The organism is Roseiconus lacunae, from assembly GCF_008312935.1.
Classification (GTDB): domain Bacteria; phylum Planctomycetota; class Planctomycetia; order Pirellulales; family Pirellulaceae; genus Stieleria; species Stieleria lacunae.
Genome location: NZ_VSZO01000007.1, coordinates 208,670 through 225,812 on the forward strand (window position 1 = coordinate 208,670; position 17,143 = coordinate 225,812).

Annotated in this window: 10 protein-coding genes; 5 read left to right on the forward strand and 5 right to left on the reverse strand. The window is 54.6% G+C overall.

Features of this window, described 5'->3' with window-relative positions; all coding sequences use genetic code 11:
• Positions 1–9 precede the first annotated feature (9 nt).
• A complete protein-coding gene (locus FYC48_RS10915; protein WP_149496741.1) occupies positions 10–1,011 on the reverse strand; it encodes a Gfo/Idh/MocA family protein in 1,002 nt (333 codons plus the stop codon).
• A gap of 370 nt (positions 1,012–1,381) precedes the next feature.
• Here FYC48_RS10915 and FYC48_RS10920 point away from each other — a divergent pair, with 370 nt between their 5' ends.
• Positions 1,382–2,542, forward strand: coding sequence for an outer membrane protein assembly factor BamB family protein (locus tag FYC48_RS10920; protein ID WP_149496869.1), 1,161 nt, complete (start codon positions 1,382–1,384; stop codon positions 2,540–2,542).
• 309 nt (positions 2,543–2,851) lie between these two features.
• The gene (locus FYC48_RS10925; RefSeq protein WP_149496742.1) at positions 2,852–3,457 is read left to right on the forward strand and encodes a metallophosphoesterase family protein; all 606 of its coding nucleotides are present in this window, start codon (positions 2,852–2,854) and stop codon (positions 3,455–3,457) included.
• A 206-nt stretch (positions 3,458–3,663) separates the two neighbouring features.
• Here the strand turns inward: FYC48_RS10925 and FYC48_RS10930 are convergent, their stop codons facing one another.
• Both FYC48_RS10930 and FYC48_RS10935 read right to left on the reverse strand, forming a co-directional pair.
• Complete coding sequence (locus tag FYC48_RS10930; RefSeq protein ID WP_149496743.1) at positions 3,664–5,085, reverse strand: DUF1501 domain-containing protein; 1,422 nt, start codon at positions 5,083–5,085, stop codon at positions 3,664–3,666.
• Positions 5,086–5,118: 33 nt separating this feature from the next.
• Entirely contained in the window at positions 5,119–7,635 is a 2,517-nt protein-coding gene (locus tag FYC48_RS10935) for a PSD1 and planctomycete cytochrome C domain-containing protein (protein WP_235034199.1), read from the reverse strand.
• Between the two features lie 311 nt (positions 7,636–7,946).
• On the opposite strand from FYC48_RS10935, the gene FYC48_RS10940 reads away from it, so the two are divergent.
• Entirely contained in the window at positions 7,947–9,305 is a 1,359-nt protein-coding gene (locus tag FYC48_RS10940; protein ID WP_149496744.1) for a Gfo/Idh/MocA family protein, read from the forward strand.
• Between the two features lie 22 nt (positions 9,306–9,327).
• Here FYC48_RS10940 and FYC48_RS10945 read toward each other — a convergent pair whose 3' ends face one another.
• Positions 9,328–11,910, reverse strand: coding sequence for a DEAD/DEAH box helicase (locus FYC48_RS10945; RefSeq protein WP_149496745.1), 2,583 nt, complete (start codon positions 11,908–11,910; stop codon positions 9,328–9,330).
• Between the two features lie 101 nt (positions 11,911–12,011).
• Between FYC48_RS10945 and FYC48_RS10950 the strand changes: the two genes are divergently transcribed.
• Positions 12,012–14,147, forward strand: a complete 2,136-nt coding sequence (locus FYC48_RS10950) for an SHD1 domain-containing protein (protein WP_149496746.1) — start codon at positions 12,012–12,014, stop codon at positions 14,145–14,147.
• A gap of 148 nt (positions 14,148–14,295) precedes the next feature.
• Here the strand turns inward: FYC48_RS10950 and FYC48_RS10955 are convergent, their stop codons facing one another.
• Positions 14,296–15,948, reverse strand: a complete 1,653-nt coding sequence (locus FYC48_RS10955; protein ID WP_149496747.1) for an FAD-dependent oxidoreductase — start codon at positions 15,946–15,948, stop codon at positions 14,296–14,298.
• A 594-nt stretch (positions 15,949–16,542) separates the two neighbouring features.
• On the opposite strand from FYC48_RS10955, the gene FYC48_RS10960 reads away from it, so the two are divergent.
• Positions 16,543–17,142, forward strand: a complete 600-nt coding sequence (locus FYC48_RS10960) for a response regulator (RefSeq protein ID WP_149496748.1) — start codon at positions 16,543–16,545, stop codon at positions 17,140–17,142.
• Position 17,143: the final 1 nt, after the last annotated feature.

The following is a 17,143-nucleotide window of genomic DNA, read 5'->3' on the forward strand; positions in this document are numbered from 1 at the left end:
CCGGGGTGACTAGGCGTTTTGCCATTCGCAGATTTGAATGGCATCGGCGGCTAGCTTTCCGTCCAGCAGTGGCGACACTTCTCCGGTAGCAATTGCTTTGGCCGCAGCATCAATTTCATTTACAAAACTGTCAATTTGATCGCTGCCACCGAATTCCGGACGTTCGACCGTCCCGTCTTGATGAAGGATCACGAGTGGTATCGTAGCGTTGGTTCCGTCGGCATACGCGGCAAACTCAAATTGAATCGTTGCCCTTTCAAACGAAACTTCATAACCATGTGTGAATCCACGCGCGGGCGTATCGATCACGCCACCACCGGCGGAAACTGGATAGCCTTCAGGAAAACGAAATACCGTTTCGTAAAGTTTGGCGACCCCGTCCCGACGCAGACAGGCAGTCTCAACCGACTCAGGCATCCCAAACAGTACACGAATCAGATGAGCGTCGTGTACGTGTAGGTCGATCAGCGGTCCGCCGACAGAATCAAGTTGGTAAAAATCCGGAATCCAGTCCGGAGGTGAAATCGTCCGTTTGAAGCGTCCGGCGATTGGCTTGCCGTACCGGCCATCGGCATTGGCGTCGACCAGCAGACCGAACTCGGGCATGAAGGGCAACACATGCGCAACCATGACATCGCCTGGCTCGCCAAGACTTGCCAATCGGAGCGCATCTTCAGCACTGAGCGACAAGGGTTTCTCACAGAGAACTTTTTTCCCGGCCGCAATCGATTTCTCGATCGCTTCCGCATGCAGTGCAGGCGGCAAACAAATGTCGATCAAGTCAATAGAGTCATCTAGCAACATCGCGTCGAGTGAATCATAGACGTTCATGCCAGAAACATCGATTTGTTCCCCGGGAGGCCCGAAGTTGCCTTGGATGCCGCGCCAGTCGCCGGAGCGTTTGCCTTCGTCGCGGCTACAAAACGCGACCAACTCCGCTTGTTGGCTCTTCTGATAAGCGAGGTAGTGGATCCAACCCATGAAACCAACGCCAACGATTCCTGCGCGCATTTCGAACTTTGCCTTGTGAGTGAAAGAGGGACATCTGGTCAACAATGTAACATGTGATCGGTGACTCGCGTACGCACCTACGCTTGGCCCCTCTGCGGGTATCGTTCAACGAATCGATCGCTAAGGCACGTCGTTTTTACCCAGTTCGGACGGACTCGAAAAACGACGCTGGTTCGGTCATACTTTCGGTACCATTTTGCCTCCCCTCTTTTCATCGAAGGTCAACGTGAGCATTTTTGCGTCAAACCCAACTGCGCCGATCACGCAACGTTTCGCTCTGGTTGTCATCGCCATCGTTTGTTCAGGGGGAACGGTGCTCACCGGTCGGGCTGACGATAGCGGTCTATGGCCCCAATGGCGAGGCGCAGCGATGGATAACCATGCCGATGATTCGGTCACGCTGCCGCGACAATGGAATTTTGACACGAAAGAGAACATCGCTTGGAAAACCAAGATCCCCGGACGAGGGCACTCAACGCCCATCGTTACTCCGGCCGGCCTGTTCTTGACGACGGCCAACGCGGATGAGGGCACACAGTCGGTCCTGAAAATCGACGGGGTTACTGGGCACTTGGTCGACCAATTCGTGATGCACCGCAATACGTTGCCGGCGCGAATCCATCCGAACAATTCTTATGCATCGCCGACGATGGCGTTTGACGGAGAACACCTATTCGCCTCCTTTCACACCGACGATTCCATAGTGGTGACGGCGATTTTCCCAGACGGTCGACAAATTTGGCGGCATCGGGTGTGCAGCTTTACCCCGTCCGCATTCCAGTTCGGGTATGGTGCCAGTCCGGTTCTGTTCGAGGACCTGATTATCATCGCCGCCGAATATGACGGACCAGACAGTGGCATCTATGCGCTCGATCGTGCCACGGGGAAGCAGGTTTGGAAGATACCGCGACCTGAAAACCTAAATTTTGCCTCCGTGGCGATCACCGAAATCGCGGGACAGCAGCAGATGTTGATCGGCGGGGCGGGGCAGTTCAACAGCTACGACCCGCAGTCCGGTCGACAGCTCTGGAGCGTTCCGACGACGACCGAAGCGATTTGTGGGACCGTCGTTTGGGACGATCAACGTGTCATGGTCAGCGGCGGCAATCCTGAGGCGGGCACCTGGTGCGTTGCCGGTGGTGGACGTCACCAGATGCTCTGGAGCAATCGAGTGATGTGCTATGAACAGTCGCTGCTGGCGGTGAACAATTACGTCTTCGCGGTCGCCGATAGCGGTGTCGCCTACTGTTGGCGCACTCAAGACGGCAAGGAAATGTGGAAGCGCCGCTTATTCGGCGGCGGAATCAGCGCCTCACCGCTGCTTGCCGACGGTCACTTGGTCATTGCGACCGAGAGGGGCCAGGTATTTCTAGTCAAAGCCCAACCGGGACGCTTCGATTTGGTCGCCGATATCAAGACGGGCGATTCAATCTTCGCGTCGCCCGTTGCAGTCGGTAATCGGCTGTATTTACGCACCGGGGTGAACGAAAATGGGGGGCGGCAGGAATACTTGGTCGCGATCGAAAACTAGCCGGTAAGCTTGCCAAGTAATTGACGCTCCATCTCGATAAAATGTTTGGAGGCGGCTTGTCTGTCGACGAGCTTTGGGCCCGGTCATTGCATTGGATCCGTGGTTGACGCCAATCGGCTAAACCTCATTTCAAATATTGACGAAGTATTAGCAGCATGCGGTATGGTACTTTTTAGCTACGTTTGTGTACCGAAGGCAATCGGCGTCTTGTTGCTGATCGGTGGAATGGGGGCCGATGTATTTCCGATACACACAACGCCCGAACAACTTCACTGAAATCCTTGAAGTGATCTAAGGTGAGAGACAAAAATGAGGTTTCTTTGTTTTAGTGATTTGCACCGCAGCGTGGATGCCGCTGAGCGTTTGGTCCGGCTATCTGACCAAGTCGATGTCATTATCGGCGCCGGCGACTTTGCGAATCGGCACGCCGGATTGAGCGACACGCTTTCTGTGTTGCAAGATATCACCAAGCCGGCGATCTTGGTTCCGGGCAACGGCGAGACATACGGCGAGCTTCGGGACGCGGCCCAGATCTGGGAATCTGCATCCGTGTTGCATGGATCGGGCTGTGAAATCGACGGTGTTTCGTTTTGGGGGGTTGGAGGCGGAATTCCAGTGACACCTTTCGGGGCTTGGTCGTACGACTTTGACGAGGAACAAGCTGGAGACTTGTTACAAGATTGTCCTTCGGCAGGGGTGCTGGTGGTACATTCGCCACCGATCGATACTGTTGACCAAGATTCCTCGCAGCGTGTTCGCGGCAGCCAGGCGATCCGGGATTGCGTTTCGGAAAAACAGCCAAAGCTAGTAGTCTGCGGTCACATCCATGACTCCTGGGAAGAACGAGCCGAAATTGGCAGAAGTCAGATTCTTAACGCGGGGCCCCGCGGCGTAATCATGGACATCGAGTTCTGAACTTCCTCTTGAGTGATCGTCTTGACGACCGGCTCGAACCGGGCGGTCGCCACGTATTATTCCACAGGTACCGGACCTTGCCTGCAAAGCCAGCTTTATTCAAGCTCTAGAGTCACTTCCTCAATCGGCTAGAAATTCAACCGACGATAAAACCCGGTACAAGCGTTGGTGGCTGATGGTGTGGTGTCGATTAATCCATGGGCGATCTAGGCGAGAATCTCTTTTACGACGTGTGCTTCTTCGACACCGGTTAAACGCTGATCAAGACCTCGGAAAGGAAACGTTAGTGATTCGTGATCGATGCCGAGTTGGTGCAGGATTGTGGCATTGAGATCACGAACATGAACGGGCTTCTCGGCAATGTTGTAGCTGAATTCGTCCGTTTGGCCGAATTCCATTCCGCCGCGAATCCCACCGCCGGCAACCCATCCGGTGAAACACCGGGGATGATGATCACGACCATAGTTATTGGGGGTCAACTTTCCCTGGCAGAAAGTCGTTCTTCCAAATTCGCCGGCAAAGACAATCAACGTCTCGTCCAGTAAGCCTCGCTGTTTCAGATCTCGGATTAGGCCGGCGCAAGGTTGGTCGACGTCATACGCTTGGCCGCGTAGTTTCTTTGGCAATCCGACGTGATGATCCCAACCACGATGAAACAATTGCACAAATCGAACCCCACGTTCAATCATCCGTCGCGCGAGTAAGCAGTTGCGCGCGAAAGAACCACTCTTCTGCACTTCCGAGCCATAAAGGTTTAAAGTCGCTTCGGTTTCGTCGCCAAGATCGGTTAGTTCGGGAACCGAACTTTGCATCCGGAACGCCATTTCCTGTTGGGCGATCGTCGTCTGGATCTCCGGATCGCCGATCAGATCATGATGGTTTCGATTCAGGTCGCTGACAAGTCCGAGCATGCTGCGCCGGGTCTGACGCGTTACCCCGGGCGGGTTCGACAAAAACAAGACCGGATCGCCGGAGGGTTGGAATGAAACGCCTTGATGTTTCGAAGGAAGAAACCCCGAACCCCATAGGCGACTGTAGAGAGCCTGGACATTTCCGGTGCCACCGGTCCAAAACGCGGAGTTTAGCACGACAAAATCCGGTAGATTCTCGTTCATCCGCCCAAGGCCATAGCTGAGCCATGATCCCATGCTCGCTTTTCCAGGAATTTGCGACCCTGTGCAGATCAACGTTTTTGCCGGATCGTGATTGATCGCATCGGTGTGGAGTGTTTTGATCAAACAAAGATCATCCACCTGCTTTGACAAATGGGGCAAAAGTTCGCTCATATAGATGCCGTTTTCGCCTTTTGGAGCGAACTTAAACATCGAAGGCGCGATTAACTGTGACTTGCCTTTTGTCATCGCTGTGACACGTTGCCCGTTGCTGACACTCGGTGGGAGTGGTTGCGAGAACAGCTTTTGCAGATCCGGTTTGTAGTCAAACAGATCAAGTTGACTGGGGGCCCCCGCCATGAATAAGAAGATGACTTGCTTCGCTTTCGCGGGAGGCTGCGTCGATGTTTGTTCGGCATAGCCAATGTTCTGCAGAATCGATGCAACAGCGGAGGCACCGGCTCCCATTCCGAACTGCTCGATGAAGCTACGACGTGAGGGAATTGGTTGTGTCATGGTTGTCTTATCGGAGATACGGCAATCGAAGAACTATTCGCGTGTTCGGGTTTGATCAAGATTCAAAATTGCATGAATGGTCATTCCAAGTGCCGCAATCTCAGCTTGTTGGCTCGACGAAATAGTTTCGACAATAACGGCATCGAAACACGCTTGAAGCATTTCGGCGGCCCGTTCTGGTTCATCTTCAAAGCGTTTCAAGAAGTCCGCGTGTGCTTCCGCCAAACGCGTATCGACGCCCGAACGGGGCAATTTCGATGTGATTCGTTCGTACGCCACCGTCAAACGATCATGCGTTGCGAGCGACGGGTTTTCGATGAGCTGTTTGGCAAGATGCATCGCGGCCGCAAAGTATTGCTGTTCGTTCATCAGCACGAGCGCTTGCAGTGGGGTGTTCGTCCGTTCTCGCCTGGCGATACACGCCTCACGAGTCGGCGCGTCAAAAATTGTCATCTGAGGTGGCGGTAATGCGCGTTTCCAAAACGTATAGACACTTCGGCGATAAATTGCATCGCCTTCGTCAGCGACAAAGGTCTTCGGATACGAATTTGGCATCGCGACGATCTTCCACAGCCCGTCGGGTTGAGGTGGTTTGACGCTCTTGCCATAAAGGTCAAGGTTCAAAAGGCCGGTCGAAAACAGCAGTTGATCGCGAATCACTTCGCCGTCGTATCGATAGCGTGAACCACGGGCCAAAAAACGGTTGGCAGGGTCGTCGCGAAAATCACTCGACGGCGCCACCGCACTTCGTCGATAGGTCTGTGAAGTCACCATCAATCGCATCAACTGTTTCACGTCCCAACCGGAATGAATGAACTGTGACGCTAGGTAGTCGAGCAGTTCCGGATGACTAGGCGGTTCGCCTTGCGCGCCAAAGTCCTCGCTGGTCTTCACCAGCCCGACTCCAAAGAGTTGTTGCCAAAAACGATTGACCGTGACCCGCGCGGTTAGCGGATGCTCCGGGGCAACCATCCAGCGGGCAAGGTCCAGTCGCGTCGGCGTTTGCCCAGCCGATGCCATAGGGGGCAAGAACGAAGGCGTGTTGCGTTGTACAAGCTCGCCGGGCTGATCGTAGTTCCCGCGGACTAAAACATGTGCCGGACGGATTTCACTGCGTTCCTTCATGATCAGCGTTGCCGGGACGTTCATGACAACCGCTTCATACCGCTGCCGGACGACCCCTAGTTGCTTCTCAAGGTCGTCGTGATTTTGCTGCAGCTCAGAATCGTCTGGCGAACTGGTAAGCCTTTTTGCCGAGGCCGCAAGTTGTTTTTCCAGTGATGCTATTTCAGCGTTAAGCTTGCCCAACTGTTGTTTCTGGGATTCGTTGGGTAGCTCTAGATAAGGTGGTTGCAATCCACGTTTGAAATCCAAGCCGCGTCGTCCCCCGGTTTCGGGAGCACCGTCGAAGTTATTGAAGAAGGCATAGAACTGATAAAAATCTTTCTGCGACACCGGGTCATACTTGTGATCGTGACATACCGCGCATTCCAAAGTCAGACCGAGAAAGGCGGTTCCGACCGCAGAGACCCGATCGACCACATTCCGCGTAAAACTTTCTTCGGGTAGCGCGGTTCCGCGATCAATAATTAGGTGCAATCGATTGAACCCTGACGCGATCAATTGATCGGTTGTCGGGTCGGGAAGAAGATCGCCGGCAATCTGTGCCGTGGCAAAATCGTCGAAAGGCAAATTCTCATTGAACGCGCGAATGACCCAATCGCGATAAGGTGTCATCTCGCGATAGTGATCGTGATGCAACCCATTGGTATCTGCAAAGCGAACTAGGTCCAGCCAATACCGTGCCATGTGTTCGCCGTAGTGCTGTGATTCGAGCAATCGATCGACCAGCTTCTCATACGCATGGCTGTCACCGTCGTGAATAAAGTCGTCGATTTGCTGACGAGTCGGCGGGAGTCCCGTGAGATCTAGTGACAAGCGACGAATCAGAGTTCGCTTGTCCGCTTCCGGCGTAACCTTCAGTGGCCTCGATTGTAGTTCCGCCAATACAAAGCGATCGATCGCGTTGCGAACTTGTGAAGGTGAATCGTTAATAGGTCCCGCATTCGTTGGCACTTCGGGGGATGCGATCGGCAAAAAAGACCAGTGTTCCTCGTACTCCGCTCCTTCGTCGATCCATCGCTTCAGCACGGCGACCTGGGAGTCGTTGAGTGGCTTTTTGAGCGACGGCGGAGGCATCATTAGATCGGGATCGTCGGTTGTGATCCGTTCAACAATGGCGTCGAAATCGATGTCTTCGGCGACATCAAGACGGAGTCCCGCACGACGATCGTTTTCGTCTGGTCCGTGGCAGAGAAAACAGTGGTTCGACAGAATTGGACGCACGTCCTGATTGAAGGATACCGGCTGATCAGGAGGCATAGATTGACGCGTCTTGTCGTCACCGAAGGCGACAACAGAGGTCTCTCCCACCGCGATGCCTAGCGCCAACACCAAGATTTTAAGACGGAGCAGCGAATCAAATTTAAACGGCGATCGCGAAGACCTGCGAGCGGTGGATGCCATATCGGCCGCGAACATAGTGTGCATTGATCGTAAAATTAAGTTCGTCGTTTCCAAGCGGTACGAGATCTAATCCGCCTCGCACAATCTGCAGTGTAGCATCTGGAACGAGTACTTTTTAGCCGATGGGACCACAGCAGATCGCAGCGACGCCGCCGGTGGATCACGTTGCCACTCAAGCCCGCAGCTCGATCGACTGAAGCACGTTTACAGCACCACAATTTTTGAAACGCTTGCGATGCCCTGTACGAGGCGAGATAATCAGGTATTCAGAACTTAAATGATTGACTGAATCTCAACATGACCCCGCTTCCCCCTCTAGTGCAGGTGCGCCCGTTATGGATCGTCGTAATTTTTTGACCGGTACCGCCGCAGCCACGACCGTGACCGCTCTGACAAGCGGCGCGAGTGCCGACAACGAACGACGTCCCCGACGTGTCGGCCTAATTGGGTGCGGCTGGTATGGCAAGTGCGATCTGTTGCAGTTGATGAATGTCGAACCGATCGAAGTTGTCTCGCTGTGTGATGTCGATTCGCAATTGCTCGGCGAGTGTGCCGATCTGATTCAGTCGCGACAGGTGTCAAAAAAACGACCGAAGGTCTATGCGTCGTACACTGAAATGTTAAAGGCGAATCAACTGGATATTGTCTTGGTGGCGACGCCGGACCATTGGCACGCGTTGCCGATGATTGCCGCGGTTAACTCGGGCGCCGACGTGTACGTGCAAAAGCCAACGGCGTGCGATGTGTTAGAAAGTAAAGCGATGCTGGATGCGGCCAGAAAAACCGGGCGCGTCGTCCAGGTTGGAACACAGCGACGCAGTACGCCGCACTTGGTTGAAGCAAAAAACAAGGTCGTCGATGCCGGACTGTTGGGCGACGTTGCCTACGCAGAGATCTGTTGTTATTACCACATGCGAACGCGAAAGAATCCGCCCGACACGGCACCTCCAAAGCAGTTGGACTATGACGCTTGGACCGGACCGGCCCCCATGCGGCCATACAACGAACTTGTCCACCCGCGCGGTTGGCGGGCATTCATGGAATACGGCAACGGGATCGTCGGCGATATGTGCGTTCACATGCTTGACATGGTGCGTTGGCAATTGGGACTCGGTTGGCCGAAACGCATTAGCAGCAACGGTGGCATCTATGTTGACCATGATTCCAAAGCCAACATCAGTGATACGCAAACGGCCCGCTTTGAATTTGACGAACTGGACGTCAACTGGATTCACCGCACCTGGGGACACGCCCCCGATCCAGAGTGGCCGTGGGCGGGAATCATCTATGGTGACAAGGGAACGCTTAAATTAAGCGTCAACAAATACGAGTTCACGCCTCGAAATGGCGGGCAAACGTTGACCGGAAGCGCCGTGATCGAACTCGATCAATATCCCACTGACAAAGGCGACGAAAAAGATTGGCGTTTGGAACTGCACGTTGCCTCGGCGATCCGTGATCACATGAAGGACTTTCTGACCGCGATCGACCAGCGCTCGCGCCCCGTTGCCGATATCGAACAAGGTCACATTTCCAGCGCCGCATGTGTTTTAGCAAATGTCTCGATGGATCTTGACGGCCGAACGCTGGAGTTCGATCCAGCAACCCACACGGTTCGCAATGACAGCGAAGCCAATGAGAAGCTGAAGCGTCCGTACCGCAAACCGTATTCGCACCCATCAGTTGATGCATAGCCCGGGCTTACTGATGGAGCGGTCAATCACGCGCGTCACGTCGGCCGCTGGCGACCAAATCGTCTTCGCCGGCTTCTTCGGACAAGACCTCGTCTGTCGTTTGGGGATCTGCTTTGCGACACGCGTCGGTTAGTTTCTCGGCAAGGTCGTCCATCCAGTCTTCCCAGCTTTCGACGGTGGTTCCGTCGGGTGGAACGTTCGCCATTTCATCGAGAAACAAGATCATCCGCAAGCAATGACGCAGCAGGATTCCTTCTTCCTTCTGCAACTTCTTGGTCGTGATGTACTTGTCAAAATCGAGGTCATACTGCAGCAGTTCTCCGACGATCCAGACCGGCCGGATACGAACACTGTCAATACGCGGAAAGTCGTTTTGAAAGAGCCGGTGGACTTTTTCACCAATCGTGAGAGGCCAGACCTTTGGCTCTTCGAACATCACCCGCCCAAATCCCCGATCTTGAATTTCTTCTTCCTCGTCCCCTTGCGATGCACCGAGTTCTTCGGGGGTGACGATGCCGCGTGTCAACAGTTCAGCATCCAAATACTCGGTCGCGAGTTTTCCGGGGGGCATGTCCTCAAGTTTCGGGACTCGTGTGAAGCGTGCGACGGTCCCCGGGACTTCAAGCACGCTTTCCAGAGTTGCGATCCTCTCTTGGTCGTCCGCCTTTGCGATTAGGTCAGCCATATAGACGCCGTAGATCGGGTTGATACTACGCAGGTGGACCAACCGGTCAAGCTTCTCGGTTGGCACGGCTTCGACGGGATGGTAGTTCTCTAAGTCATAGCGTTTTGGCCTCGTCGCCGTTGAATCAAGCTCCGGTGTGACGTCGTCTTTGGAAACAACTTCAGGCTCGGATGATTCCCGTGTCTCATCGTCACTTTTCATCTGGTCCAAGATTTCACCAAAGAGTCCGCCTGTCGCCGGCGGCTCGGAGCCAGGCGGATCGATCGCTTTCGATTTACCCGTCTTCGCAGACGCGGGTAACTTCGAATCGCCGCTTTCCTTGGTTGCGGACGATTTCTCCATTGGTTCGGGCAACGGATTCGGATCGATGTAGCCTGCCTGCCAAAGGGTGACGAGCATTTGATTGAGTTCACGCTGCGCCTCGTCGACCTTTTTGGGGACCATCAATCGACGTCCGACGAGGTCACGGAGCGGCTGGACTGAGGGTGACTTTCCGAGCATGTATGCCAGAAGCCGCCAAGGTAAATGGCCACGACTGGAAAGGTTCGCCGACTTCGCTTCTCGTAAGCTAATGAACTGTTGCTCGGTCCAATAGGTTTCGCCGGCGCGGCGTTTGGGCATTTTCTTCTTAAGCTGTTTCTTAGCCTTCAGCAGCCCTGGATCTTTGGTGTCTTCTGGGATCGAATCAAACTTTTCTCGCCATTTATTAAGTTTGACGTCATCTTCATGAGCGAACGCGTAAACGTAACCGCGATCATCGTATTGCGGCCGTCCCGCTCGACCGAAGATTTGCTGGGCCGAAGCGGTGTCAACGAGCCGTTTTTTATCTTTGGGCCCTTTCATCAAATTGGGCAACACGACACTGCGAGCGGGCAGATTAATTCCGGCCGCCAAGGTCTCCGTGCAGACACACATCGCCAGCAGCTTGCGTTCAAAAAGCTCTTCGACCATCCGTCGATAGCGAGGCATCACTCCGGCATGGTGGACTCCGACCCCACGCATCAAGATCTGTTTTAGTTTAGGCCCCGCCCCGGTCGAGAGATCGGCGGCGTTTAGGTAGTCGGCGAGTTCGCTCTGGCGAGCCTTGTCGATTAGGCGTTTACCTTTGAGCATCTCGGCAACCGTCCAACATTGAGCGCGGCTGAAGCAGAAAACCAACGAGGGTGTTCGTCGTTCGTCTTCGTCGCCGCCGGAGATTCGTTCGGCAAAGTCGTTTAGGATCTCATCGTCGATCCATTCGTATTGCAGCGGTACCTTGCGTTCGTCACCGGTCACCAACTGCAATCGCCGATCGTGCGCCCGAGAAAGCCACGAGGTGAATTCGTATGCGTTTCCGACAGTCGCACTGAGTAGCATCGTTCGAACATGTGGCGGAAGCAACGCCAGCGTTAATTCCCAAACGATTCCACGTTCCGGATCATTAAACGAGTGAAATTCATCCATGACCACCGAGGTCACGTCGGCGAAATCGAATGCGTCCGTATTCAGCAATCGATTGAGCAAAATTTCTGCGACGACCACGAGCACCGGCGCGTCAGCGTTGACCCGGCGGTTCCCCGTAACCAAGCCGACACTATCGGCAGGAAAGCCCCAACGGACCGCGCTTGCGCGAAGCTCATCCAGTTTTTGGTCCGTTAGCGCGATCAGCGGTGTCGTGTAATACATCCGCTTTCCGGTGCGCAGCGCTTCGTAGACTGCCGATTCGGCGATCATCGTTTTGCCGGTTCCCGTCGGAGCGCAGATAAGCACTCCTTGGTCTCCTAACCCTGGATCACCGGCGAAATACGCCAGCATTGCTTCTTCCTGAACTGGATAGGGATCATAGGGAAGAAGAGAGAAATATTCGGAGGCCAGGGTGTCGCGATCAATCTCTGGATCCACCGTCGCTTTTCCGTGGTCCGTTTCGGTTGGTTTATTCATCCCCTTGTTTTATCACGTGGACTCGGAATTGGGATGGTGTAGCGGGTACAATTGTTGACCTGTTCTTATTCTTCTCAATCACATCTCATCGAGAGTCGATCATGTTTGGAGAGTTGTCGATTCAGTTTCCTCGACGAATTTTTAGTACGCTCATGCTCATGGCATCCGTGCTGCTTGCATCTTCCGCACGCGGACAATCGTCTGGGGGCATGCCGCCTGGAATCAAGCTCAAGCCGGCCGCGGGTGAGCAAATCGAGGTCTTGTTTTTGGGGGATTGGCGCCCGGGGCAAGTCGTCGACGTCTCACGCAATGAAGTGATGGCGGATTTTGAATTTGGTGCGTCAACACAGCGTCGCACGTTTCCGCTTCATGAGACGCGTTACCCCTGGCAAGCCAAGGTGATTTCGCCGGTTTATAACTGGAAAGACAAGTCGGGCCAGTTTTCGGTCAAGGCGGCCGTGCTGGACAACGATCGTGACGCAAACACCGTCACGCTTTACCGTTTGGACACCAACGCCGAAATCACCGTTCCGATCGACAAGCTTTCCGAAGTTGACCAGCGTCGCCTGGAAAAGATTCTTGGCAACGCTCCACTGAAAATCACCCCGCCGCCGCCGGTCGAAGTTTTCCGCACCGGGACACTGAGTATGTCAGCGGGATGGCAGACAGAAACGAACCTAGGGGGCGTCTCGGCGGACCCACCGACCGTCGAGGTCGCCGTCCCTTCCGGCGGAGCGGTGTTTCCGAAACTCGATTTTTGGGACAATTTACTTTCGGTCTATCCGATCGGATCATCGGCCGGCTGGATGGCGGCCGCAACCGGCTCGGGAAGCGGGCACGGCAAAGATGATTTCCCTGGCCGCTTGGTTTGGGCGACCATTGCCGATGGCAAAGTTCGCAAAGTCCAATCGATTCCTCACGGTGAGATTTTGGTCGCGGTCGACCCCGCCTCCCAAAAGGTCTTGACGGTCGGGTCGAGCGACGATTCGAAGTCGACGCTTTGTGTTTGGTCGGCCAGCCCAAAAACCGATAAAGCGAAGCCGATCGTTCGTTGGGTCAGCCACAAAGATTCGTGGAGCGGAAACCCGTTCGCCGAATTTGTCGGCCCGAACTTGGTGATCCACCGCTGGGGTGACTCGCAATACGTCGTTTGGGACATCGAAGCCAAAACGGCTGTCTATGAAGTAAAGCAAGAATCCTTTTTCGATGCACCTCCGGTCATCAGTCCGGGGAAACGCTACTTGGCGCTACCGGAGGACAAAGCGGTGCGTTTGATCAATGCCGCCGATGGTATGACCTTGGCGACGCTGCCGATCGAAGGCGGCCGGACATCGGCCGTCGCATTTGACGCGCGGGGTGAGAACCTGGCCGTGTTGACCAATAATCAGCTCGCCATTTGGCAACTCGGTTCGTCATCGGAGCCCTCGCGTTACAACGCTAGTTCGGTTGGGTCACCGTTCGGGCAAAAGCTGGCTTGGGTCGATGAAACCAGTTTGCTTGTTGACGGAAAGACATTGTTCGATCTTGATCGTGAACTACCGATCTGGAACTACACACCGGCCTTCGCCGAAGTCGTTCGTGGCAGTGGGTTTCGTGAGGTCACGAAAGTCGCGTCGGGGCGATTCTGTTACGGAGTCCAACTTCGCGAGCGAGATTTCCAAGCCTTCGTGATTGGCGCGGTTGAACTGCCCGGTGATGGGGTGCGAGACACGATCGCTCGCGTTGACCGAGACAAGCTTTGGACTCTAGAAGCGGGTTCCAATGTGATGATCGAAACGAATTGCGGTTCGTACAACGCGGCGGCCCGGTCAGGTTTGGAGGCCGCCGCCCGAGCCTGTGGTTGGATCGTGCAGCCTTCGGCGACGATCGTCATCAAGGCCGAGATGGGACGCTCCAAACAGCAGACCGTGACGTATGAACAAATCGGCGGCGGACAAAGCCAGTCGGTCACCGTCGCTCCGTATTATTCAAATGTCGTCGTGATGGATGGGGACACCAGATTGTGGTCGACGGGCACATCCAGTGGTGGTGCCCCGTCATTCATGTGGGTTAAAAAGGACGAATCGATTCAAAGCCGTGTACGTGAAACCGAGAAGCCGGATCCTGAATTTTTCCAGCGCGTGGAATTCCCCGGCAAAATTCTGCACCCACGCTACCAGGGCGGTTTCGGAACTTCGACCTACGGCAAACGTGGTCTGATCGCCCAACCGCTGAGCGATTTGCCGATGTTGCCATGATCACCGATGCTTTTGTTTCGGTTCGAAATCGCGTTGAACGCGTTCGCGTTTGCTACAGCTTGGCTTTTAAAAACAACGCGAACGCCGTCGACTGGTTCGCCATGCTTGAATGATCAATGGCTGACTCGCACCGACAGACAGTGCTTCGCTACGGTTGCGGATGAAACAGTAGCCAAGCTTTATAGCCACCGCTGATGTTTCGGACGTCGAATCCGTTCTGCATCAGCACACGGGTTGCCAAGTAACCTCGCATTCCAACTTGACAGTAGGTAACGATGGTCTTGTCTTGGGGAACTTCCCCCAATCGATCACGCAAGGTCTCGATCGGAATGTTGATGGCACCTGGGATTGCCCCGTTTTCGAACTCAGCTTCGCTGCGTACGTCGAGTAAAAACATATCGGAGCTGGTTTGAACTTCGGCCGGGATACGATCGACTTGGGTGATCGGGTGGTCACCACGCAGCACTCCCGATGCCACGAAACCCAACATGTTAACCGGGTCTTTCGCATGTCCGAATTGCGGCGCGTAGCACAGTTCTGACTCTTCGAGTTCTTCGACCGACATGTTGCCTTGGATCGCGGTGGCAATCACGTCGATGCGTTTATCGACGCCGTTGCTGCCGACACCTTGTGCGCCTAAGATCGCACCGGATTCGGGATGAAACAGAAGCTTCAACGTCATTGGGCTGGCACCCGGGTAGTAGCCCGCGTGGTCGGACGGATGAATGTAGACTTTCTCGAAATCGACACTGGCCGCTTTGAGTTGCTTCTCGCTTTGCCCGGTCATGGCTGCGGCTTTGCCGAACGCACCAACAATCGCGGTGCCTTGGGTGCCGCGGTAGGCTGTTTGTCGACCAAAGATATGATCAGCGGCGATCCGCCCCTGGCGATTTGCGGGCCCCGCTAGGGGAACTTGCACCATCGCGCCGGATACAAAGTCTTCGACCTGGACCACGTCTCCGACCGCATATATGTCTGGGTCGTTGGTTTGCATGTGCTCATCGACATTGATGCCGCCGCGCGGACCACATTCCAGTCCCGCGTCAATGGCGAGTCCGTTTTCTGGTCGTACGCCAACGCTGAGCACAACGAAATCTGCGTCAAGCGTCTCTCCAGACTTCAGTTGGATCGCCAGGCCATCATCTCGGTCACGAAATTCGGTTGCCGATTCATTCAGGCGAATCTGAATTCCCTGACCGCGAAGTTCTTGATCGATCGGCGTGATCATTTCCGCATCCCAGGGCGGCAGGATTTGCGAAGCCAGTTCGACAATGGTCACATCAATTCCGCGCTTGCGGAGATTTTCGGCGACTTCGATTCCGATAAAGCCAGCTCCGACAATCACGGCGTGTCGTGCCCCCGACGTCGCCAATTGGTGCATGCGATCGGCATCATTCAAATCACGCAGCCCCAGAATAAGCTTGTGGTCGATGCCAGGAATTGGGGGACGAAATGGAGCGGCGCCCGTTGCGATAATCAGTTTGTCATAGTGTTCGACGTAGCCCGATCCGCTGTTTCGATCATGCACATGGACCGCTTTGGTCTCGCGATCGATTTTCGAAACCTCGGCGTTGACGCGAACATCAAGTCGATGTCGCGAACGCAACATCTCGATCGGTGCGACCAGTAACTTGTCGCGCGACAAGATTTCTCCGCCGACGTAGTAGGGCATTCCACAATTTGCGAACGAGGGATGTTCGCCACGTTCGAGCACGACGATCTCTGCGTGTTCGTCTAATCGCCGTGCCCGCGCCGCCGCTGACGCCCCGCCTGCTACACCGCCAATGATGACAATCTTCATCGTTGCTAAAGTCCTTTTCGTTGATCGTTCAAACGCGATTTAGCTTCCACCTCGATCGACCTGGTGATCGACCAAGCTTCGCGCCGTGAGGCGACGATCGTACCTCAAGGCCAGGACGCAAACGAGAGGCTTTCTACTGTAGAACCCATCCAAAACGCATGAGCCCAACGGGATAGTACCGAACTCGATTGTGAAAATCGGGCCCGCTAAATGCGCCTTTGACTCATCTGCTGATCAGCCTCAGCCTTTGAATCTCCTCGTGAGGTGATCCCAAGCGTGGGCCTATAGAGCACACCTGTCTGTCGCCGCCTCGCCAGAATCGCGTTCGGGTCGCAGCGGTCAGTTTTGTACTGTCGAGTATTTCGTCTGGTCGTTGAACGTTTTTCATACAATGTCGTACTTCTCAGCTGGGTATTTCCCTAATTCCAGTGGTGTGCGGATGTGTTCATGGATCTGGGGCGTAGATCAACTATGGCAGTGGAATTGTGGAACGCATGACGCCACACCGTTGTTTACCAGCCCCCCCGAGTCATTGGTAAACAGGAAACGGTTTGCTGCTCCTTCCCCACAGGTCATGCAGACTGGAGAGTCCGAATGAGTGATGTGACCGAGTTGGCCGGTGAAGTAGCCGACGGCGCCCTCCGCGCATTGACACAGACAACAGCATCGTCAGAAACTACACGTCGCCCGAAGGCGCGGGTTCCAGGTATGGAAACAGAGCCACGTCAAACACGTCGACCAGTTGTTAATCTAGGCGAGATGCCTCGCATTTTGATTGTCGACGACGATGCGGATTTATGCTTTGCGGTTGAACATCGATTGAACCAATACGACGTGGAAACACAAGTCGGCTACTTTGGCCAACAAGGATTTTGGAACGCAATGACATTTCGCCCCGATGTGATCGTTACCGATCTGGCAATGCCAAACGGCGACGGCGGTTTTCTGCTGGATCTAATTCGGTCCAACGCGACGCTTTCAGACACGCCGGTCATCGTCGTGTCTGGGATGCGTGATCCGAAAGTTCGCTCTCAAGCTCTTGCCCGCGGTGCGAACGCCTTTTTACAAAAACCAGTCACAAGCGAACAACTGGTCGAACAATTGTCTCGGTTTGTAACGCTTCAGACGAAAACAAAACGCAAGTTTGCTAAACTGTATTCGAACCATTGCGACGACCAAACGGAGGGGCTTTAAC

What these genes read in the sequence shown, in the direction of transcription:
- FYC48_RS10955 (WP_149496747.1), bottom strand. Translation starts at nt 15,948, where the DNA reads ATGAAGATTGTCATCATTGGCGGTGTAGCAGGCGGGGCGTCAGCGGCG.
- FYC48_RS10935 (WP_235034199.1), bottom strand. Translation starts at nt 7,635, where the DNA reads ATGCACACTATGTTCGCGGCCGATATGGCATCCACCGCTCGCAGGTCT.
- FYC48_RS10925 (WP_149496742.1), top strand. Translation starts at nt 2,852, where the DNA reads ATGAGGTTTCTTTGTTTTAGTGATTTGCACCGCAGCGTGGATGCCGCT.
- FYC48_RS10930 (WP_149496743.1), bottom strand. Translation starts at nt 5,085, where the DNA reads ATGACACAACCAATTCCCTCACGTCGTAGCTTCATCGAGCAGTTCGGA.
- FYC48_RS10920 (WP_149496869.1), top strand. Translation starts at nt 1,382, where the DNA reads ATGGATAACCATGCCGATGATTCGGTCACGCTGCCGCGACAATGGAAT.
- FYC48_RS10915 (WP_149496741.1), bottom strand. Translation starts at nt 1,011, where the DNA reads ATGCGCGCAGGAATCGTTGGCGTTGGTTTCATGGGTTGGATCCACTAC.
- FYC48_RS10960 (WP_149496748.1), top strand. Translation starts at nt 16,543, where the DNA reads ATGAGTGATGTGACCGAGTTGGCCGGTGAAGTAGCCGACGGCGCCCTC.
- FYC48_RS10945 (WP_149496745.1), bottom strand. Translation starts at nt 11,910, where the DNA reads ATGAATAAACCAACCGAAACGGACCACGGAAAAGCGACGGTGGATCCA.
- FYC48_RS10940 (WP_149496744.1), top strand. Translation starts at nt 7,947, where the DNA reads ATGGATCGTCGTAATTTTTTGACCGGTACCGCCGCAGCCACGACCGTG.
- FYC48_RS10950 (WP_149496746.1), top strand. Translation starts at nt 12,012, where the DNA reads ATGTTTGGAGAGTTGTCGATTCAGTTTCCTCGACGAATTTTTAGTACG.